Source organism: Paenibacillus sp. LX16 (assembly GCF_036252815.1).
In the GTDB taxonomy this organism is placed as follows: Bacteria; Bacillota; Bacilli; order Paenibacillales; family Paenibacillaceae; genus Paenibacillus; species Paenibacillus polymyxa_B.
In genome coordinates, this window is the sequence record NZ_CP141152.1 from 4,676,630 (window position 1) to 4,697,281 (window position 20,652).

Consider the following 20,652-nt stretch of genomic DNA (forward strand, 5'->3'; position numbering starts at 1 on the left):
CTCTTTTACTTCATGTTCTCCTTCAGTATACTCCACTATTAGCAGGTGCTCAAGTCATGGAATGTCCTTCCCTTACAGGCTTAAAGACCTGTTTTTCTATTCGTTTGTATTGAACACCGGTGGTGTGAGGTTTATAATAGGTGAAGAGTGTGTAAAAGAATCTGTCGGAAATTTGTCATTTCAAAGGCGATATTTTGAGACATTCATCATTGTAGCCTGGCATTGTAACATTTTTCACATATCGTATATCCGCGCTGCCGGATTCTTACCGACGGAACGGGACATCCTGTGCGCACCTAGCGCTTGTGCCGCTGATTTAGCGGACAGCCTCGCACAGAGCAACTTGAAGGAGGAATAGGCATGTCCACATTAGTTACACCTTTTACAGACCGCAGAATGGCGGAAATTGTAGAAAAGGTACAGAACGGGATTCGTTTGAACCTCGAAGATGGTATATATTTGTATGAAACTGACGATATCCTCACACTGGGTCAGTTGGCTAACGAAGCTAATTTACGCAAGAACGGAAAAAAGGTTTATTTTATCGAAAATATGAGCCTGTACTTCACCAATGTATGCGAAGCGCGCTGCGCGTTCTGCAATTTCCGCAAGGATCAGGGGGAGGACGGCTCTTATACGTTGTCCGGGCAGGAAATGATTGATTATGTAGAGCAACACATCCATCCGGGGGTAAGAGAATTTCATATCGTCGGTGGTCATAATAATCATGTACCTTTCCAATACTATGTAGACTCATTGAAGGCGCTGAATGAAAAGTATCCCCACGTTACACTGAAAGCTTACACAGCAGCGGAAATTGACTTTTTCACACGCATAAGCGGTTTGAGTATTAAAGAAGTGCTTCAGGAGCTGCAAAAGGCTGGACTTCAATCCCTGACTGGTGGTGGCGCAGAAATCTTGTCCGACGAATATCGGAAGAAGATGCGTGTTACGAAAGCCAACGTGGACCGCTATCTCGAAGTACATCGCACGGCCCACAATCTCGGCATGAAAACTCATACGACCATGCTGTACGGTTCGGTCGAATCGTATCAGGATCGTATTGAACATATGCTGCAAATTCGTGAATTGCAGGACGAAACGAACGGATTTATGGTATTTATTCCACTGTCCATGCAGCCGAAAAGCAAAAACGCCAACATCATGCGCCGTAACTCCGCTTACGAGGATCTCAAAACCATTGCGATCAGCCGCCTGATGCTGGACAATATCGACCATGTCAAAGCTTACTTCATTAATATTGGTCCGCAATTGACGCAGGTCGCTCTCACCTTTGGCGCATCAGACGTCCATGGCACGATTGTGCGTGAGCAGATCAGCCATGCCGCAGGTGCGTTAACCCCTGCCGGATTGACCCGTAAAGAGCTGATCTGGCTGGTCAAAGGTGCCGGACGCATACCTGTTGAACGGGACACCTTCTATAACGAAATCGAAGTTTTCGAATAAATGTAATATCGGATTCAGATTTCCCGCGAGCATATCATCCCCATTACTCACATCATGCAGCATCATGCTGCCCCGGAATACGCTGGTCTGCCTGCCAAAGGCAGGCCGATTCTCGGGTTTTATAACAACAAAAACTTGTGTTAGATCAACGAGACACCAGACCATTTGCCGGGGACACGGTAGCGAAAGGAAGGCGGATTTTGATGAAAAATTTCGTTATTCTGGGGGGCGGCTATGGCGGCCTTACCATTGCCAAAGAATTGCTGGATAAACACATTCCCGACGATGTTCAAGTTATTTTAGTGGATCGAATGCCCTTTCAGGGGTTGAAAACAGAGTACTATGCCCTCGCGGCAGGTACGGTTTCTGATTTTGATTTGCGGGTGCATTTTCCAGATGAGCAACGTCTTATTCGCAAATATGGAGAGGTCACCTCGATGGATCTGGAGAATAAGATGGTCCATTTTCAAGACGGTGAACCCTTGTCCTATGACCAGCTTGTCATTGCGTTGGGTTGTACCGACCGCTTTCACAATACACCGGGGGCTGAAGAACACAGCTGTACGATCCAGTCGTTTAACCATACTCGCCAAACCTATCTGCGCTTGAACGAAATCAAGCCATATGGACATGTCCATATTGTAGGCGGCGGTCTTAGCGGTGTTGAGATTGCTGCGGAGTTACGTGAAAGCCGCACGGATTTGAATATTACCATTATGGATCGGGGCGAGCGGGTGCTGTCGGCATTCCCGCAACGTTTGTCTGCCTATGTACATGCTTGGTTCAAGGAGCATCAGGTAAATGCGCTGAATCATGTTGCGGTTTCCCGTATTGAGCCGGGGGCTATTTATAACCGTGACGAGCAAATTGTAACGGATGCAGTGGTATGGACGGCCGGGATTCAGCCGGTAAAAATCGTGCAGGATTTAGCCGTCCCTAAAGACCCTCAGGGTCGCATCGTGCTCAACGAGTACTACCAAATACCGGATCATCCTGAGGTGTATGTGGTCGGAGACTGTGCGAGCCTTCCCTACTCTCCAAGCGCTCAGGCGGCAGAAGTGCAAGGGGAGCAAATCGCACACATTGTACGCGACCTGTGGAAAGGCCAAACGCCTCACCCGCATCCTTTAAAGCTGCGCGGTACATTAGGCGCACTTGGCAAGAAGGCCGGGTTCGGCTATGGCTTTATGGGCAGCACCTCATTGCGCGGACGAGTACCACGCCTGCTTAAAAGCGGTGTGCTCTGGAAGTCCAAACGCCATTTTGGCTAACCGCATGCTAAACAAACAAAGAAGACCTGCTCTGGGAGCGGGTCTTCTTTGTTTGTTGCGTCTATGCATGATGTATATCCTCTATACAAAAAGGAGCTGGCTAACAGATCATATTTCAATCCAAATCTAGGTTATCCCATGCTTCAGCTTCTTTAATTTTGTTCATAATCACTTCGTACAGAAGCTCTGCTGAATCTGCGGATACAATCTCGCCGTTGACCATCGCATAGGGTTCGGCGTTGCACTGACCGCAATTGCTTAGGCAGCCGTATTCAATCACATCATAATCTGGATTCTGTTCCAGCTTGGACATGATCTCATCGGTACCCCAATGCATATTACTGGTGCAAAACTCAATAATAGGTCTTAACATTTTTTCACCTGCTTTGGATGACGGGCATTTTAATTTGGCCCGCTTTGTAATATAATAATAAAGGTATAGGAAAGGAGTTGAATTCTAATGAGCGAAACACAAAGCGTTCAAATGTATGATGAAGTAGCTGATGTACTGGATAAGCTCCGTCCGTTCCTGCAACGCGATGGTGGCGACGTTGAGCTGGTTGACGTTGAAGACGGCATCGTTAAGCTGAAGCTGGTAGGCGCTTGCGGCAGTTGCCCAAGTTCCACAATCACGCTGAAAGCAGGGATTGAACGTGCTCTTCTCGAAGAAGTCGACGGCGTCCAAGAAGTGGTACAAGTATTCTAATGCTTGATGCATAATGATCATGAGAGTCTTGACTTCGGTAACGAAGCTCAAGACTCTTTTTTGTGTTACAGCGTCTGAGGGATCACTCAAGCTTATATGGTTGGCCGAATAGGGTCCAATCCTCCCGATACATCCATAATATTACCTGTTATAAAATCCGAATGCTCCTCACACAAATAGGCAATCACTCGCGCAATGTCCTCTCCGCTCCCCGGACGTCCACGCGGTGTCTCTTTATCCTGCATGCCGATGACATCGGCGATTGACATTTCCTTATTTGCTCCTCGAATATCCCCTGGACAGATCATATTGACCGTAATGCCATAAGGAGCTTCCTCCACAGCCAATGACTTCGTAAAAGACACCAGCCCCACCTTGGCGGCTGCGTAGACGGCGCGATGCGGCCAAGCCCTCGCTTCTCCAGCATGACCAAAGCCAAAATGAATAATACGTCCCCATTGCTGGCTACGCATGTGAGGCAATACCAAATGATCCAGCAACATGGTACCGACCAGATTCCCTTGTATCATGGCATGAATCTCAGCCACACTGTAATCCGCAAACAGACGGCGTTCCCGGATGAACGGTCCGGCATTGTTCACCATAATATCGACTCCGCCTAGCCGATCCTGTACTTCACCAATCAGCCTCGTAATATCTTCCTGAACAGAGATATCCCCTTGTAAAGACAAGCAGCGTACTCCCTTAGACTCAATCACCCGTTTAAGCGCTTCAGCTTCTGCTTGGCTATGCACATAATTCAGTGCAATATTACAGCCTTCATCCGCCAGACGCAGAGCGGTCGTTTTACCTAAACCTTTGGCACTGCCCGTTATGAATGCGACTTTATCTCTCAACAATTTTCCTCCTGTTCACAGAGATCGGTCACCCCCAAGTATAAAATATTTAAGCTTCCCCTACAACTCCATTCAAAAAGAAACCCCCAGTCCTCTTGTTCAAGAGAATCTGGGGGTTACGTGCAATTCGTTCTCGTTCCCTACTTAAAATGCCGGGATAATTGCGCCTTGGTATTTATCTTCAATGAATTTTTTAGTTTCTGGAGATTGCAAAGCTTTAAGCAACTTCTGAATCGCTTCGGAATCTTTATTATCAGGACGTGCTACCAGAACGTTAGCATATGGAGAATCCTTGTCTTCCAGTGCCAGTGCATCCTTCGTAGGGTTCAGCTTCGCTTCCAAAGCGTAGTTCGTGTTGATCAACGCAATGTCTACTTCAGGCAACTGACGTGGCAGCATAGCCGCTTCCAGCTCCTTGAATTTCAGGTTTTTCTTATTTTCAGTAATATCTTTTACGGTAGCTTCAATGTTGCTTGCGTCTTTCAGCTTGATCAGACCTTGTTTCTCCAACAACAGCAAAGCACGGCCTCCGTTTGTCGCATCGTTCGGAATGGCTACCGTTGCGCCATCTGGGAGTTCATCAAGCTTTTTATATTTTTGGGAGTAGATGCCGAAAGGCTCCAGGTGAACCGCGCCCACAGAAACCAAATCCATTTTGCGCTCTTTGTTCATCACATCCAAGTAAGGTACATGTTGATAGAAGTTAGCATCCAGCTGCTTGTCAAACAATTGAACGTTCGGCTGTACATAGTCGTTAAACTGAACGACTTGTAGGCGAACCCCTTCTTTTTCCAACTGAGGCTTGATTGCTTCCAAAATTTCCGCATGTGGCACAGGAGAAGCTCCAACTTTCAGCTCCACTTCACGTGGTGATCCGCCTGTATTTTCGTTCGCATTGTTTGTATCCGATGTTGTGCTCTTTGTACCGCAAGCAGCCAGCACCGCAATTAATGTCAAGCTTAATACAGCCAATACCCATTTCTTCATGTTATTACCCCTCCAATAAGTTTGTAATATTCAGGAGCAGACGTCCTGATCAATAAGGATATCTATATGTTTTCCCTATTTTCGAGTATAATGCCGCACGAGACGATCTCCCGCCATTTGCAGCAATTGTACCAATACGACCATCAGCACGACCGCAACGATCATTACAGCCGTTTCATAACGATAATAGCCGTAGTTGATAGCCAGTGTACCTAGTCCACCGCCCCCGATCATCCCGGACATTGCCGTGTAGGATACGAGTGTAACGACGGTAATGGTTAATGCGGCGAGCAGACCCGGAAGTGCCTCACGTAACAGCACACGCCGGATAATTTGTCCTGTCGAGGCACCCATCGCTTGTGCGGCTTCAATGACGCCCTTGTCCACTTCACGCAGAGACGTTTCGACAAGACGTGCGAAGAATGGGGCAGCCCCAATAACCAATGGTGGAATGGTTCCCAACACCCCGGTCGAGGTACCTACCAGCGATCGTGTAAAAGGAATAAGTGCAACGATCAAAATGATAAAGGGTACGGAACGTAAAATGTTAACGATGAATGATAATACAATGTATATCACCTTCATCAGAGTTAACGAGGAGCGGCTCGCCAGAAACAATAATATGCCGAGCGGCAAACCAATAATGAGGGTGAACAATGCGGATGCCCCAAGCATCTGAAGGGTTTCCAGCGTAGAATTCCCTAGCTCTTCCCAACTCACTTGTGAAAAATCAAGTTCGCTCATTGTCCGATCACCTCCACATCAAGTCCTTGCCCAGACACTTCGCGCAGCGTATGCTCTATATCCTCATGATTTCCTTCAAAACGAACGATTAGCTGACCATAGGGTACATTTTTAATGGTAGATATGGTTCCCTGCAAGATCGCAAAATCAACACCAGTGCTTCGAGCCGTACGCGACAGAATCGCATCATATGTTTTACTGCCCAAGAAGGAGATACGTACTACCTGCGCTGACTCGCCGCCACCTGCTGCCGCAATCGCTGCTTGTAACTCTTCGGGATGTTCTGACTCCCGTTGGATAAAGTCCTTGGTTACCTGGTGCTGCGGCTTCAAAAATACTTCCGCCACCGGACCTTGCTCCACGATGTCGCCCTGATGAATGACGCCAACTTTATCACAGATGCTTTGAATGACATGCATTTCATGTGTAATCAGTACGATGGTTAAATTAAAGCGCTGATTAATATCCAGCAGCAATTTCAGGATAGACCCCGTCGTCTGCGGATCAAGCGCTGAAGTCGCTTCGTCACACAGCAATACATGAGGATCACTAGCCAGCGCCCGTGCAATTCCTACCCGTTGCTTCTGTCCACCTGAGAGCTGTGACGGATATTTTCCACTGTGTTCTTCAAGACCCACCAATTCCAGCAGTTCACGAACCTTCTTGTCCAGCTTCTGCTTGGGCGTGTTTACCAGCCGCAATGGAAATGCAATATTGTCATACACCGTCGCCGAGGACAACAAATTAAAATGCTGAAAAATCATTCCGATTTTTCGGCGCTGCATTTGTAATTGGGATTGACTCACAGTGGTGAGGTTTACCCCGTCTACCCATACTTCACCTGAAGTAGGGCGTTCCAATAAATTAATACAGCGGATCAACGTACTTTTCCCCGCCCCGGAGTGACCAATCACTCCGAATATTTCTCCACGCTTTATAGAAAGATTCAACCCAGACAGCGCATTAACGCGTCGGTTGCCTTTGCCATAATGCTTGGTTAACTGCTTAAGCTCTATCAACGTGCTGCGACCTCCTTCACTTCTTCCTTACCCTTTTAACCAGTTGTCATCTCTCAGGATTGTATAAAATCGCTATTTATTTATACAAAAAGAGCCCCTTTCACAGAATGAAAAGGGCCCCACCTTGCGAACCTTTTCTCATCTGCCAAAATCGCTATAACTCTAGCGGTTTTGTAGGAATTAGCACCATCATGTTCCCTCCCAGTGTATTACACCGGGAAAGAACGGGTTGCCGGGCTTCATCGGGCCAGTCCCTCCACCTCTCTGGATAAGAAAAATATGTTAAACTCCAGCTTTAGCTGTCCGTTAAGTTTATATAAAAAAACATAATTCAAGCATTTTTCTGAAACTAGGTTTCAGTATAGATAGTTTACATTGCTTTGTCAAAGGATATTTTCTATCATATTTTTGGGCGTACTGCCCGGTTCTCCCATTGTTTCGCAGTATAAGTAAAGGCGATTGACAACGACCGACACACCATTTCCAAGCCCTGCTGCAAATCTTCCAAATGGTGATCGAGGTCCTCCAATTGGATTTTTCCATACAAAGCTCGGTGTCGTTGCCAGAGATCATCCTGCATTTCCGTATTCATATAGTGTATCTCCGTATTCCGACGCTTACGCAGCCGATTGATGGCATCGTTGTAAGTATCCTTGATATCAATTAAATTATCGGTCAATATAGGATGCATTTTGAGATACTTGAGCTGCCGCAACACGGTAAAATACGAATAATGCGCCTTATACTGCCCTGTTTTTAAATCACACAGATCATTTAGCCAGTTACCAAGCTTATCCAAAATAGAGAAAACCCGAACAAACCCATCTTTATAAAAGAAAACATATAATGCATAATCGGATTTTTCATCCTCGCTCATATCTTCAGCGTATCCGGCTTTCACTTTCATTCGGAAAAAGGCGGCAGCATGATGGCTCTGCTCCAGTTCATCCAGAGATGACATTAGACCGCGTGTCAAAATATCCGCCTTTCGAAAATCGTGGGTCGGATCTCCACCAGCCTGAATTTGCCGTTCCAGCAGGTTCAACATATCTGACATGCTATTCATGGCATCTAGCAGGATGCCCTTGTTCACACGTGGCGGCTCACCCAGTAGCTTGCGTATCATGCTTACACCTCCTTATAAATGTAAAATCCGGCTGTAGGTTTAATTAGGGCGTCAAGCGAAATAACTCGTCCATCGTTGATCTACAAGCTTAACAATATCCTCACGCGGTAACACCTCATCCGGATACCCCGGCTTCATACGCGCATCCACTACAATCGGCAGCTTATAGTTCAGATGATGCAAACGCACCTCGCTGTCCGCGTACATATCTGTAGCCGGGTTAAAGCGTGTGAATACCGTCCACAGAAACGAGGCTTGAGAGCGAACGACTTCTTTGGCATCATCCACAATGAAAACTAGCGGCCACTCTTGCTCACCCGCTGCTAATCGCTCCAAAACACGTGCCGCCAGCTCAGGCTCCTGCTCAAAGGACGCACCCGATACGACGAGGCAACCTCCGCAATATGGCTCAATTTCACGAATTCCCGGCAGATCGCCTCCCTCATAAGCACGAGGCAATTCACGTACAGGCTCACCTATCCCCATCAGGATGGCCTTACTGCCATGATTCAGCTTGCGGCCTGTGTAATCGAGTGTATCGTGTGACGTGTGATTGAAAATAAATAAATCCCTTGCTGGATTAAATCTCTCCAGAATGGTTTCTAGCAGCAGGTTAAAGTCAGATAAATCAATGACTCGATCTGTCAGCATCAGGAACTTGGTCAATGACAATTGACCTTGACCCAAAATGGTAAAACCGGATACAAGCGCTTCACGGGAGTAGCTTTCACGTACGACTGCCGCTGCCAGCGCATGTACGCCCGTTTCCGCATACGCCCACAGGGACTTGACGGAAGGCATCACAAGCGGATAGGCAGGCGACAGCAAACGTTGCAAAAACTCACCGAGATAGTAGTCTTCTTGCCGAGGCTTACCTACAATGGTTGCCGGATAAATGGCATCCTTGCGGTGATGCATATGTTTGACATGAAATACAGGGAAATCATGCTGTAATGAATAATAACCAAAATGATCACCAAACGGGCCTTCCGGACGGCGTTCATGTGGCGGTACATAACCGCTGATTGCAAATTCTGCTTCTGCTGGAATCCGGTGACCCCCAAGCGGGTCTTCTGTCATGGGCAGCTTGCCTCCCATAATAAGCGAAGCCAGCAACAGCTCAGGCAAGTTTTCTGGTGCTGGCGCAATGGCAGACGCAATCAGGGCAGGCGGGCCACCAATAATAATCGTTGTAGGCAACGGCTCATTACGCTGCTCCGCTTCATGATAATGGAAACCGCCGCCTTTATGAATTTGCCAGTGAATGCCCGTCGTCTGATCATCATAAATCTGAATGCGGTACATCCCCAGATTATGATCCTTGGGCTGACCTGGCTTCTCGGTATACACGAGTGGAAGCGTAATAAACGGCCCTCCATCTTCATGCCAACTGGTCACTTTAGGCAGTGGTGCCAGCGGAGCCTCTGTACGACGAACTCCCAATACCGGGGCCTCGCTATGAGATACTGTTTTTAGCCCTACTTTTAGCATGTCCTTAATCAGGCCACGTTCATTCCACAATGCTTTGGGTGTAGGTGGAAACAATGTTTTGGTTGCTCCTACAATCGCGTCCATCAGCTGCTCTGGTCGCGGGCCAAAAGCCATGTCCACACGGCGATTCGTGCCAAACAGATTACTGGCTACAGGAAATGGGGTTCCTTTTACATTCGTGAACAGGAGTGCCGGCCCTTCTTCCTCAATGACTCTTCGATGAATCTCAGCCAGCTCCAAGTAAGGATCGACAGGTTCCTCTATAATTTTAAGATGATTTTCTTTACGCAGCGCTTCAATAAATTGGCGCAGATTCTGGTAGATCAACTGGACGATTCCTCCTAAGCAAATCAAGCCCTCGAGAAACTCGTGGGCCTGGTTTGTTTCTTATATGCTATTATACGTGTTTAAACGCCTCTTGGGCAAAAATCCGCTTCACTACGATTCATGAAATGCTTAGGTACGTTGTGCTTGGGTCGAAACAAACTTGCGGTCCGGTGACAATTGCCATACACGGTAGCTCAGATAAGCCAAAATCGAGAACAACGATGCAATCACCAGCATATGTCCCAGCACGATAAACATGTAGATTTCAGGTTTGTTGACGTACAACAGGATAATTCCAATTACCACTTGAAGCAAGATTAACAAGACCGATACGACACCCAATATACGGATATCCCGGTGATTCGGGTGATAACGGTATGAGTAGTGACCCACAGCCAAGATAATGACGAACAGCAGACCAGCTGAAATCTGATGAAGCAGCAGTGGAGATATGAAGCCCCCAATATTTACAACCTTCTGGATGACCGAGTGACTAAGCAACGCCCCTGAATAGACAGCAATATAGGTATAGATCGTCGATAACCATATAAAGTTACGAAAGCCCCGACTGACAGGCCCAGGAATCAGACGCGGGGTGTGGCGTGAATCTGCATGCTCCTGCCAGGCCCCCAGCGTCATCATAGTCGCACTGGCAAAGGCGATAAGAGCAAAGCCAAAATGCAGTCCCATGACTGCAGCCGATTGGGAGAAGACGACAGCCAGCGCCCCCATTGCACCTTGTATGATGACAAACATGAGCGTGAGCAGCGAGAATAGCTGCAAATCCTTCCGATGCTTCATAAACAGCAAAAAGCCAACAAATGAGGCGATAGAAAGAATCCCGGCCATGGCACTGACGGAGCGATGAGAGAACTCAATAAGGGATGCGATCGTATGTGCCGGAACCAGCTTACCATTGCACAGCGGGAATTCCCGGCCACAGCCGAGACCCGAATCCGTCCGCGTCACGACACCTCCACCGAAGGTAGCCAAAAACATGACAATACATGTTACGAGTGCCAGCCATTTTAATATTCTGATTTTGTTATTCAAAGAATTCACCCGTATCCTTCCAAATATAATATTTATTCACTTTATATGTTGTGAAATGCTCACTTAAAGTAATTATAACTGATATATCGTTCCTTGACATACGAGCTTTGTTGACAAAATGTGAACGTGTCCGTGAGAAAGCCGCCCCCTTAGAAGGAAGCGGCTTTCTGAATGTCTTGATGTTTAAAATTCACTTTGGTACCTTCATGCATGCATGTACAGCATTTATTATTTTGCCAAGCTCGCATGGACTTCAACAGCCCGATCCAAAAATTGCTCAATCTCCTCGCGGGATTTGCGCAGTCTGTTCACCAGACGTACCAGTTCTCGCCCTTCACTGTAAGCGATAAAGCTAGGAATCCCCAATACATTCTGCTCTTGACTGACGCTTTCGGCCTGTTCTACATCAATCTCAATTAATGTAAGCTTATCTGCATATTGTTGTTCCACATCAGGCATGAACGGATCAATGAAATGACAATCCCCACACCAGTCCGCCTTAAATACAGCCACCGTTACGCCGGGAGTAGATATTGACTTATTAAAGTCTTCATGAGAGACGATTTTTTGCATGGATGATTCCTCCTTAAATTCTTTTTATACTGAAAAGATTGCACTTTCTATTGTAACGCCAAGTGAAGCTTTTGCACACTCCCCCATTCTGCTCACATGCCGATTGGAAGCCCTCTCATTGAGGCATACTAAAGATATACTTAAGAATCCACATAAGCGACGACATCCTAACAGCATACCCAACTTACTTGGCAGGATACGGGAATGCTTGCAGTTGGAAAGGAGGTTATTTAGTCATGTCTCTCACCGAATGGCTCCATACAGCATCTCGACAGCTTCAAGGAGGGCTAAAGTTACTGGGTTCCGTTCCCCGTGTTGCAGAGGAAGCTTGGGAGGGCAAACGGGCGGCTTGGACCGAATCCCGCAAATTACGCTACCCCTTGCGTGAACTAGCGTGGGATTATCATACAGCACAGGCCGCTATGAATGAAGCTGAAGCGTTAATGGTGGTGAACGGACCCGCTACGCGTCCCTCTTCTCTGAATATGCCCTTATGCGAAACAGACTGTGAGCTACTGGAGCGGATCAAGAACGATACGGCACAGGAGAATCGCAGCAACGTCACCCGCACTGCCGCTTACCTTGAATGCTATCGTGGCTACCCGGAGTTACACTGGGCATTACTGGCTCACCTGGTTTCTCGTAATGGCGGCTATCATATGACCGATCTGAAAGGGGGACTGATTGGCAACCTGTTCGGCGAACAGGAAAAGGAATGGCTGTATCGGCTACTGGAGCGCTGTAACGCCCTTATTTTTCAAGACGCTTATCCGCAGTTGCAACTCTACATGCACAGCCGCCATTTGGGTCGGAGTTGCTTTCATTTGTTGCCTTATTTTCACGTTTCGCCATTCATGAAGCCCTTTTGGGAACGCTTCTGGGCTTGGCGGGATAGCTCTCTGTTGACTGTTGCGCTCATCATTAATGAACAAAACTATATTGAAGGACGTGTGGTAAAAGATCCGTATTTTCAGAAATTTGTGACACACAAGCCGGGCTTTTATTTGCATGACTGGCTCCAGCTTAATCAGGTTATATTTCCACTTGGGCTGAATGGTGGACTTGCTGGACTAGTGATGGAGCGTTTCGGCCATTTGGACGAGCGGATCGGCTTTGGCAAAAGTCTCTATGCTATGCTCTTCGGCCATCAGCAGGTGCTGGACCAGGTATCAGCATTCGCTAACAGTGTGCCGCATACGGGTTCACGCAGCGACTATTGGCCCGGATTGTTCACACCGAATGAACAAAAAGCGTTGCACTCTCCAGATGAAAGTGCAACGCTTTTAGCACATGAATGGCTACCGCCAGGACAACGTCTGTACAGCCCGGAGCTGAACGCCGTCTGGTCCGATACAGCTTATGATCCAATCCCCCGGTATGACTGGTTTCAGGACGGCTCCACACTTGGACATCTCAGCGAACCAAGGCGACCGCTGTTATTTGCCATGCGCCATGAGCATCGCCATGGCATCCAAAAAACAGCAATGGCCCACGTTGCCCATAACAGCTTGCAACCTTTCCACTGAAAGACTGGAGGACTCTTTTAGCCTCGTTGTCCTGTGGACTCACGCTGTAGACGCATTAACGGGCGCAGTACCTTTTGCAACATACGTGGGTAGTTGCCCAGCTCGTCCCTGCGCAATACGCGCAGTACAACCAGCAACACCAAATAGCATACCAGTACAGTCGCACCGGCAATGCAGCACGCGATGAAGAAGGCTACACGTGCAGGCATCAGATGCACCAGCAGGATACTGGCTTCATTTACACCGTATCCGATAGCTCCCGAGACGACGACTGCGGTTAAGAAACCTGCCCAGCGACGGCCCATGATGGAAAAGGAGACGATCCCTTTAAGTACACGCAAATTCAGCAACGTAATCACGAGGAAACATAATCCGGTTGCGGCAATGATCCCGTAAATCCCAAGCCAACCAGCCAGCAGCCAACTCGCTGCAAACTTGACAACGATCCCGACCATGACATTAACCATTGAAATACGCGGCTTGCCCATACCGATCAATATCGAATTAGAAGTCATCATCGTAATCTGGAATATCGTTCCGAGTGTCAGAACAGCGATGATACCACTGCCTCCAAGCGAGCTGAACAGTAAACCATTAATAGAATAGGCGGTCACACATAAAGCCAGAACAATTGGCATTCCAGTCAAAATAGAGATACGCAGGGCCAGCGTCATCTGATTTTGTAAATGCTGCTCATCCTTACGGGCAAATGCCGCTGAAATGATCGGAATAAGCGATTGGCTGAGCGCAATGGCCAAAATCGGCGGAATCCCCGCCACACTCTGTGCCCGAGAGCCTAGATAACCCAACTGAGTAGTCGCCTGATCCAATCCCACTTGACCAGACAGCAGCCTCACCACAATCGACGTATCAATAAAGTTGACCGCCGGAACCGTCAGAGACGACAATACAATCGGAATGGAAAGCTTGAAAATATCTTTGTAGATGCGCATCATCGGTAGCGCGGAGCTTTCCTCTTGGAATTGATCTTGACGATCCTGGCGATCCTGACGACGCAATTTCACCGTATAGTACAACATGACCGCCAGAGCGCCAAGACTTCCCATGACACCTCCAAAGGAGGCCCCAGCTGCAACCTCGCGATCTCCATAACCCAGCTTCAAAATAATAAAAGCGAGTATAATAGCGGTCGCTACCCGTGCAACCTGCTCCACAATTTGTGAAATACCGCCTGCGGTCATATTACCGCGCCCTTGGAAGTATCCACGCATCATAGCAATGGCAGGGAACAGTAGTAATGCTGGTGCCAAAGCCTGAATGGCCAAAGCGGATTGCGGAACCCCTGCTACATGCTCGGCAAAATAAGGCGCTCCAAAATACAGTAGCGCTGTAATGATAATGCCTGCCGCGGCCGCGAATATCAAAGCCGCTCGATACACACGTCGCGCTTCCGAAGGCCGATCCAGTGCATAACGTTCTGAAACCATTTTGCTCAACGTGCTTGGAATGCCGGCCGTAGCCACCGTGAGCAGCATCAAGTAAGCGTTGTTCGCAATGGTAAACGAGGCGTTCCCGACGGAACCGAGCAGATGCTCCAATGGAACACGCTGTACCAGACCAAGCACTCTGGCCACCAAGGCGGCAGCGGCTAAAATAAGCGTACCTTTAAGGAATGTTTCTTTATTGGACAAAATGCGTTCCCTTCTTTCTTGCTGTTCACACGCATGCAAAAGCCCCGCACAAACAGTCATGGCCTGAGCCATCACCGGTGCGGAGCCGCATGTCGATTCTGTCTCTGCAAATCATAATAAACGAAAACGAATCTCGGGTCATAGCACCCAAATCAAGAATACAATAATCATGGCAAGCTGCAAAATCACTTTCATCACGGTGCTGGTAAAAAGGCCTAATACAGAGCCAAAGCCCACTTTAATAGCTCGGTCCAGCGGGGCTTTGCCAATTAGCTCACCCAGCACAGCGCCGATAAATGGTCCCAAGATCAGACCAAATGCCGGAATAACGAAGGGACCAATAATAATCCCGACAGTGCTGAGGATCGCCGACAGACGCGAGCCGCCAAATCGCTTGACTCCCCAGGCATTCACAGCATAATCTGCAACAAAAAGGGCAACGACGATTAATGTTTGTATAATCCAAAACAATGCATTGTATGGAGCAAACGAGAAAAACCAGCCGTATACAAAAAATGCAAAATAGATGGCGAGCGCCCCCGGCAATACGGGATATACCGCCCCAGCCATGCCCACAATGAACAGCACAATGACAACAATCCAGCCTACAACGTCCATGGGCCTCCTCCTTCTCGTTCATTCATCTTGCTTGCTGCATCATTCGTTTCATTACACAAGCACATAATCACGGATCACTTCTACAATGCCGTCGTCATTGTTCGAAGCCACGACCACATCAGCGGCTTCTTTAACCGTATCCTGAGCATTTCCCATTGCTACACCCAGTCCAACCGCTTGAATCACAGCCAGGTCATTCAGACTGTCGCCAACGGCAACCACCTGCTCCAGAGTAATGCCAAGCAGGTCGCACACTTCAGCGATTCCACTGGCTTTGGATATACCAGCCGGGTTAATTTCCAGATTTGTCATCGAAGAATTGGAAATTTCAAGTCCACCCATGTCCTGAAGCTTAAGCAAAATTTGGTGGCGAATTTCGTCATTTTCCGTATTATAACCGAATTTGAGCCATTCCTGTGTGTCCAATGTATCCGGCCAACGATCTCTGTTATATAATTCCTCCGTTGAGTAAGCCCAGAACCAAGAGCCTGTTTCTACGGCAATCTGGTGCATCTTACGAACGAGCTCCTTATCAAGTAAATAACGGCGCCACAACTCGTGGGGTGATTTCCACACCTCACTGCCGTTTACAGTTACCATTGGCGTCTCCAGGCCGAGTTGCTGACCGTAAGGCAGAGCATGCATCGCTGCACGTCCAGTAGACAAGCATACATGGATCCCTTCCTGAATCGCCTTGTTAATCCAGTTAATCGTTTCCAAGGAAATTTCATGATTATCATTCAGTAAGGTTCCATCCATGTCGAGCGCAAGCAGTTTGTATTTATATTGGTTTTCTCCCATAGTCTCTCTTCCTCCTGTATGTCCCTTATGTCCAACGACATTTTACCATGAAAAAGAGAAGCCCACAAAAAAATTCAAGTCCTCACTTTGCTGCCAGAGGCTTTTTAGGAGTACCATCTAGCCCATATACTTCGTCATACGCATCAAATATTTTACGCGCAACCGGTCCAGCGCTCGTCGCACCAAAGCCCCCTTCAGGAATGATGACCGCTACTGCCAGCTTCGGATTTTGACGGGGAGCAAAAGCGATGAACACCCCGTTATCTTTAACCGTACGTCCCACCACCTGCTCGGAAGTCCCCGTTTTACGGGCATAATCATAAGGGAATCCATTAAAGGCTTTAACATCTGTAGCCATACCTCGAATCACTGTATTCCAGTACGTATCTGAAAAAGCGACCTCATTCAGCACCTGCGGCTTAAACTCACGTACGAGATTCCCCTGATCATCTACAATTTTGCTGACCAAATGAGGCTGCATACGCTTGCCCTTTGTTGCCAGCACAGTTGTATACTGGGCTAACTGCATCGCTGTATATTTTCCCTGCTGACCAAAGGATGCCTGTACCAAACGTGTCAGCGCACTTTCATGCTTGCTCATATACTCAAGTCTGCCTGCCCACTCGCCCGGCAGATCTACTTCTGTCGGTACGCCTAGTCCAAATGCCTTCATATACTTGTCCCATACGTCAATTCCCTGATGCACCCCTGCATTACTTCCGTATTTGCCATACATTGGCTTGCCGATCATATCTACCATAAACGTATTAGACGAGACCTCAATTGCCCTGCTAGGTGTCAAAGAACCATACACATGTCCGCTAGAATTCCCAACCCGGCTGGAGCGATTTTTGCCGTAGTACGCACTTCCCGTATCCTGATAAGTCTGTCCGGGAGAAAACAGGTTTTCCTTCAACCCGATCAGCACGGTCAGCGGTTTAATGGTTGAACCCAGAAGCACCGAGGATTCTGGATGTGGACCCGCTTTTCCGCTAGGTACAGATTTAATTGTTCCATTTCCCATTTTGTGCTGAATTTCGTCATATACCGAAGGTGAGGTACTTCCACTTTTCCATACATTAGAGTCATAATCCGGCATACTGGCCATTGCCACGATATTTCCGGTCTCTACCTCCATCGCTACAGCGAAGCCAGTGGTTGCGTCTTGATGAAGCTTCCCCGATACGGCATGAGTATGAAGCCAGCGAAGCTGATCCATAATAGCCTGTTCGGTTTTCTGCTGAATTTCCTTGTTGATGGTGGAATATAAATGATGTCCTTTTTCAGGAGGAGTAATGGATTCAATGCCCTCCGGCATGCTGCGAGGATTGACCTCTACCGTTTTATATCCGTTTTTTCCTCTCAGCTCGTCCTGGTACTGAAGCTCCAAGCCATCATATCCGACCGTTTCACTTTCCGAATAAACCTGTGCCGGTTTTAAAACCTCCGAATTAGCTTCATAGAGCTCTTTATATTTGGGCCGGTTCGTTCGAGCTCCTTTGAACTTGTACATATATCCAATCGTTTGTACCGCCACCCGATCCGGGTCATAATGACGTACACTTTCTTCTACAACCTCTACACCAGGGAACTCTGTCCGATGCTCCAGAAAATAAGCGATTTCCTCCCGACTCAAGTCGGATTTGACCAAACGTGGGGTAAATCCTCTATATTGATTATAGTCCGGGTCCAGTCTCTTTTTTATTTCCTCTGCATTAAGTTGCTCTCCTTCGGTACGACCCAGTTCGTTTAATTTGGCAGCAAGCTTGGCAGCAAAAGCATTAAGCTCAGGGAGCAGCTTTTCCCCCGGCTTGCGATCTTTCTCCGTACGTTTGCTATAATCCTTAGATAAAGTTACATACAAGGACTGTACTGAAGTCGAATACGCCAGCTTAACCGTACCTGTGGAGTCATAAATCGTGCCGCGACTCGGGGCTAACGGGACATTTTTCGTATTTACGGATTGCTGCTGGCCTTTCAGCTCCTCCGATTGTACAAACTGCAATACAGCTAGTCTGGTAATGATCAGGGCAAACAGCACAAAAGCACTAAAAAACAGCAGGTTGGTTCGTAAAACCGTCCGTTTTTTTCGTGACTCTTCATTCTCTTCAACATTTTTCTTTTTGAATGAAAACTTTTTATCCAAACTTCCTCTGTCCATATTAGCTTGTCATTACTCCTTCCAATAGGATATATTCCTGATCCTACCATATCAAAAGCAATAAACGATGAATTCCCAGATGACAATTTTGTAAGAAAACGTAGAAAAAGCATAAAAAGCTTCCCGCAGCCCAAAGGCTAAGAGAAGCTCTTATGAAATGATATCGTATAAAATGATTATGGCTGTTTGATTGCGTTAGGATCGGTTGCTGTTTCATCCTTTTTCTTTGGAACACCGTCCAGACCGTACACTTCATCGTAAGCATCAAAGATTTTACGTGCAACAGGCCCAGCACTCCAGGCCCCAAAGCCCCCTTCAGGAATAACAACCGCTACTGCAAGTTTGGGGTTCTGACGTGGAGCAAAGGCAATAAATACCCCGTTATCTTTTAGTTCTCTGCCCACACTTTGCTGCGATGTCCCCGTTTTGCGAGCAAAGTCATAAGGGAAACCTTTAAATGCGCTGACATCTGTTGACATCCCGTGTATGACTTCATTCCAGTAAGCATCTGGAAATTTCACTTCATTCAGCACCTTCGGCTTAATTGTTTGAACTACATTGCCGTTGGTATCTTTAATTTGACTGACCAAATGCGGCTCCATCCGTTTGCCCTTTGTTGCAATCATCGTTGCGTACTGGGCAAGTTGCATTGGAGTATACTTGCCTTGCTGGCCAAAGGAAGCATATGCCAGTTTGGAGAGGGCTGATTCGTCTTTTTTCGTATATTCTAAAAGCCCCTTGAACTCACCGGGCAAGTCTACTCCAGTAGAAACACCTAATCCAAACTCCTTCATATAACGATCCCATACGTTAACGCCCTGGTCTTCTGCGGCATTGTTGATGTATTTGTTATATAATCGTTTGCCAACCATATCGACCATAAAGGCATTGGAGGAATGGCGAATAGCGGTTGCCGGGTCCATTGAACCGTACACATGACCGGATGAGTTGCGCACCCGTGAGGAGTTGTTACGTCCGAAATAAGCAGCTCCTGTGTCTTGATAGTACGTATTTGTTGTAAATAGTCCTTCTTCCAATCCAATAAGAACAGACAGCGGTTTAATAGTTGATCCGAGAAGCACGGTAGAATCTGGGTGCTGTCCAGATTGGCCTGAGCCAACATTCTTAATTGTAGCGTTTTGATACACATGTTTTATTTCTTCATATTTGTCTTTTGAAATCGTACCCGTTTGCCAGTAATTCGCATCATAATCCGGCATACTAGCCATAGCTACCACATTTCCTGTATCTACTTCCATCGCTACAGCGAAGCCTGTTTTGGCATAAGGATGAGTCTTGCCAGATACAGCATGTGAATGGAGCCATCTCAATTGATCCGTAATGGCTTCTTCTGTTTTGACCTGAATCTCTTTATTAATGGTGGAATAAATGTTATTCCCTTTTTGCGGAGGAGTAACAGAATCTACACCTTCCGGCATATTCCGTGGATCAATTGGAACCGTTTTATAGCCATTTTTCCCACGTAATTGTTCCTGATATTGATATTCCAGTCCATCAAAGCCAACAGATTCATTATCCATATAAATGAGGCCCGGATCATTTTCAGCTGACATGGATTTTTGAATATTCTTATATTTATCCAATGTTTCGCGCGCACTTTTATAACTTTTAATGTAGCCAACCGCTTGAACAGCTACCGTATCAGGATCATAATGACGTACCGTTTCCTCTACGACATCTACGCCCGGGAACTCACTCTTATGCTGCATAAAATAGGCAACTTCATCTTTATTAAGATTGGTTTTAATCAGACGCGGCGTAAAACCGCTAAATCTCTGATAGTTCCGGTCCATAGCGTCCATAATTTGCTCTGCCGTCATTTTCGGCTCATCTTTATTACCATATTGAGCAAACCGATTTGCCAGCTTTTGTGTCATCTTTTCCAGCTCAGGCAACAATTTTTTATCAGGATTACGCAACTTTTCCATACTGTCACTATAGTTCTTGGAGAGTGTGATATACAGCGATTGTACAGGTGTAGAATACGCCAGTCTGTTCTGTCCGGTTGAATCATAAATCGTTCCGCGAATCGGCGTAAGCGGTACATTTTTGGTAACATTACTGGCCTCCTGCTGCTTAAGCTGAGGTCCATCTACAAATTGAAGTATCGCCAATCTTACAATAATGACTGTAAATATAATGAACGAGCTGAAAAAGAACAGATTGATCCGGAAGCTAAATCTTTTTCGGTCGGATGTCTCATTGTCTTTTCCTTGCTCGTTGTCCATCTTTCTCATGTGCCCTTTTCCACT

General features: G+C 47.0%; 18 protein-coding genes and 1 riboswitch. Of the genes, 4 read left to right on the plus strand and 14 right to left on the minus strand.

Annotation, left to right across the window (positions count from 1 at the left end):
* Positions 1–360 precede the first annotated feature (360 nt).
* Both mqnE and T3H97_RS20955 read left to right on the plus strand, forming a co-directional pair.
* Complete coding sequence (gene mqnE / locus T3H97_RS20950) at positions 361–1,467, plus strand: aminofutalosine synthase MqnE (RefSeq protein WP_023990177.1); 1,107 nt, start codon at positions 361–363, stop codon at positions 1,465–1,467.
* Between the two features lie 203 nt (positions 1,468–1,670).
* Positions 1,671–2,738, plus strand: a complete 1,068-nt coding sequence (locus tag T3H97_RS20955; protein ID WP_061829841.1) for an NAD(P)/FAD-dependent oxidoreductase — start codon at positions 1,671–1,673, stop codon at positions 2,736–2,738.
* Between the two features lie 115 nt (positions 2,739–2,853).
* Here the strand turns inward: T3H97_RS20955 and T3H97_RS20960 are convergent, their stop codons facing one another.
* Positions 2,854–3,111: a YuzB family protein gene (locus tag T3H97_RS20960; protein ID WP_023990179.1), complete on the minus strand. Its 258-nt coding sequence runs from the start codon at positions 3,109–3,111 to the stop codon at positions 2,854–2,856.
* Positions 3,112–3,198: 87 nt separating this feature from the next.
* Between T3H97_RS20960 and T3H97_RS20965 the strand changes: the two genes are divergently transcribed.
* Positions 3,199–3,444, plus strand: a complete 246-nt coding sequence (locus T3H97_RS20965) for a NifU family protein (protein ID WP_013311836.1) — start codon at positions 3,199–3,201, stop codon at positions 3,442–3,444.
* 92 nt (positions 3,445–3,536) lie between these two features.
* On the opposite strand, the gene T3H97_RS20970 is transcribed toward T3H97_RS20965, so the two are convergent.
* From T3H97_RS20970 to T3H97_RS21005, 8 genes are all read right to left on the minus strand, one after another.
* Positions 3,537–4,301: an SDR family oxidoreductase gene (locus T3H97_RS20970; RefSeq protein ID WP_025723586.1), complete on the minus strand. Its 765-nt coding sequence runs from the start codon at positions 4,299–4,301 to the stop codon at positions 3,537–3,539.
* Between the two features lie 144 nt (positions 4,302–4,445).
* The gene (locus T3H97_RS20975; RefSeq protein ID WP_328800780.1) at positions 4,446–5,288 is read right to left on the minus strand and encodes a MetQ/NlpA family ABC transporter substrate-binding protein; all 843 of its coding nucleotides are present in this window, start codon (positions 5,286–5,288) and stop codon (positions 4,446–4,448) included.
* Between the two features lie 75 nt (positions 5,289–5,363).
* Complete coding sequence (locus T3H97_RS20980; protein WP_025723588.1) at positions 5,364–6,032, minus strand: methionine ABC transporter permease; 669 nt, start codon at positions 6,030–6,032, stop codon at positions 5,364–5,366.
* Positions 6,029–7,051 carry a methionine ABC transporter ATP-binding protein gene (locus tag T3H97_RS20985; RefSeq protein ID WP_165148501.1) on the minus strand — a complete coding sequence of 341 codons (1,023 nt, stop codon included), beginning with the start codon at positions 7,049–7,051 and terminating at the stop codon, positions 6,029–6,031. The genes T3H97_RS20980 and T3H97_RS20985 overlap by 4 nt, the downstream gene beginning before the upstream one ends.
* A 135-nt stretch (positions 7,052–7,186) precedes the next feature.
* A riboswitch (SAM riboswitch) is annotated at positions 7,187–7,326 on the minus strand.
* Positions 7,327–7,451: 125 nt separating this feature from the next.
* Positions 7,452–8,177: a Cthe_2314 family HEPN domain-containing protein gene (locus T3H97_RS20990; RefSeq protein ID WP_328800781.1), complete on the minus strand. Its 726-nt coding sequence runs from the start codon at positions 8,175–8,177 to the stop codon at positions 7,452–7,454.
* 51 nt (positions 8,178–8,228) lie between these two features.
* On the minus strand, positions 8,229–9,995 hold the full coding sequence (locus T3H97_RS20995) for a UbiD family decarboxylase (RefSeq protein WP_328800782.1): 1,767 nt from the start codon (positions 9,993–9,995) through the stop codon (positions 8,229–8,231).
* A gap of 129 nt (positions 9,996–10,124) precedes the next feature.
* Positions 10,125–11,057, minus strand: a complete 933-nt coding sequence (locus T3H97_RS21000; protein ID WP_068941894.1) for a COX15/CtaA family protein — start codon at positions 11,055–11,057, stop codon at positions 10,125–10,127.
* 219 nt (positions 11,058–11,276) lie between these two features.
* The gene (locus T3H97_RS21005) at positions 11,277–11,621 is read right to left on the minus strand and encodes a thioredoxin family protein (protein WP_328800783.1); all 345 of its coding nucleotides are present in this window, start codon (positions 11,619–11,621) and stop codon (positions 11,277–11,279) included.
* A 236-nt stretch (positions 11,622–11,857) separates the two neighbouring features.
* Here T3H97_RS21005 and T3H97_RS21010 point away from each other — a divergent pair, with 236 nt between their 5' ends.
* A complete protein-coding gene (locus T3H97_RS21010) occupies positions 11,858–13,147 on the plus strand; it encodes a DUF2515 family protein (protein WP_328800784.1) in 1,290 nt (429 codons plus the stop codon).
* A 17-nt stretch (positions 13,148–13,164) separates the two neighbouring features.
* On the opposite strand, the gene T3H97_RS21015 is transcribed toward T3H97_RS21010, so the two are convergent.
* From T3H97_RS21015 to T3H97_RS21035, 5 genes are all read right to left on the minus strand, one after another.
* A complete protein-coding gene (locus T3H97_RS21015) occupies positions 13,165–14,799 on the minus strand; it encodes a putative polysaccharide biosynthesis protein (RefSeq protein ID WP_328800785.1) in 1,635 nt (544 codons plus the stop codon).
* A 138-nt stretch (positions 14,800–14,937) separates the two neighbouring features.
* Positions 14,938–15,417: a DUF456 domain-containing protein gene (locus tag T3H97_RS21020; RefSeq protein ID WP_061829850.1), complete on the minus strand. Its 480-nt coding sequence runs from the start codon at positions 15,415–15,417 to the stop codon at positions 14,938–14,940.
* Positions 15,418–15,468: 51 nt separating this feature from the next.
* On the minus strand, positions 15,469–16,218 hold the full coding sequence (locus T3H97_RS21025; RefSeq protein WP_061829851.1) for a Cof-type HAD-IIB family hydrolase: 750 nt from the start codon (positions 16,216–16,218) through the stop codon (positions 15,469–15,471).
* 82 nt (positions 16,219–16,300) lie between these two features.
* Positions 16,301–18,379 carry a peptidoglycan D,D-transpeptidase FtsI family protein gene (locus T3H97_RS21030; protein WP_328800786.1) on the minus strand — a complete coding sequence of 693 codons (2,079 nt, stop codon included), beginning with the start codon at positions 18,377–18,379 and terminating at the stop codon, positions 16,301–16,303.
* Between the two features lie 176 nt (positions 18,380–18,555).
* On the minus strand, positions 18,556–20,637 hold the full coding sequence (locus T3H97_RS21035) for a peptidoglycan D,D-transpeptidase FtsI family protein (protein WP_328800787.1): 2,082 nt from the start codon (positions 20,635–20,637) through the stop codon (positions 18,556–18,558).
* Positions 20,638–20,652: the final 15 nt, after the last annotated feature.

Coding starts and splice junctions, on each gene's coding strand:
- T3H97_RS20960 (WP_023990179.1), bottom strand. CDS start 3,111: ATGTTAAGACCTATTATTGAGTTTTGCACCAGTAATATGCATTGGGGT.
- T3H97_RS20955 (WP_061829841.1), top strand. CDS start 1,671: ATGAAAAATTTCGTTATTCTGGGGGGCGGCTATGGCGGCCTTACCATT.
- T3H97_RS20990 (WP_328800781.1), bottom strand. CDS start 8,177: ATGATACGCAAGCTACTGGGTGAGCCGCCACGTGTGAACAAGGGCATC.
- mqnE (WP_023990177.1), top strand. CDS start 361: ATGTCCACATTAGTTACACCTTTTACAGACCGCAGAATGGCGGAAATT.
- T3H97_RS20965 (WP_013311836.1), top strand. CDS start 3,199: ATGAGCGAAACACAAAGCGTTCAAATGTATGATGAAGTAGCTGATGTA.
- T3H97_RS21005 (WP_328800783.1), bottom strand. CDS start 11,621: ATGCAAAAAATCGTCTCTCATGAAGACTTTAATAAGTCAATATCTACT.
- T3H97_RS20975 (WP_328800780.1), bottom strand. CDS start 5,288: ATGAAGAAATGGGTATTGGCTGTATTAAGCTTGACATTAATTGCGGTG.
- T3H97_RS21010 (WP_328800784.1), top strand. CDS start 11,858: ATGTCTCTCACCGAATGGCTCCATACAGCATCTCGACAGCTTCAAGGA.
- T3H97_RS21035 (WP_328800787.1), bottom strand. CDS start 20,637: ATGAGAAAGATGGACAACGAGCAAGGAAAAGACAATGAGACATCCGAC.
- T3H97_RS21025 (WP_061829851.1), bottom strand. CDS start 16,218: ATGGGAGAAAACCAATATAAATACAAACTGCTTGCGCTCGACATGGAT.
- T3H97_RS21030 (WP_328800786.1), bottom strand. CDS start 18,379: ATGGACAGAGGAAGTTTGGATAAAAAGTTTTCATTCAAAAAGAAAAAT.
- T3H97_RS20980 (WP_025723588.1), bottom strand. CDS start 6,032: ATGAGCGAACTTGATTTTTCACAAGTGAGTTGGGAAGAGCTAGGGAAT.
- T3H97_RS21020 (WP_061829850.1), bottom strand. CDS start 15,417: ATGGACGTTGTAGGCTGGATTGTTGTCATTGTGCTGTTCATTGTGGGC.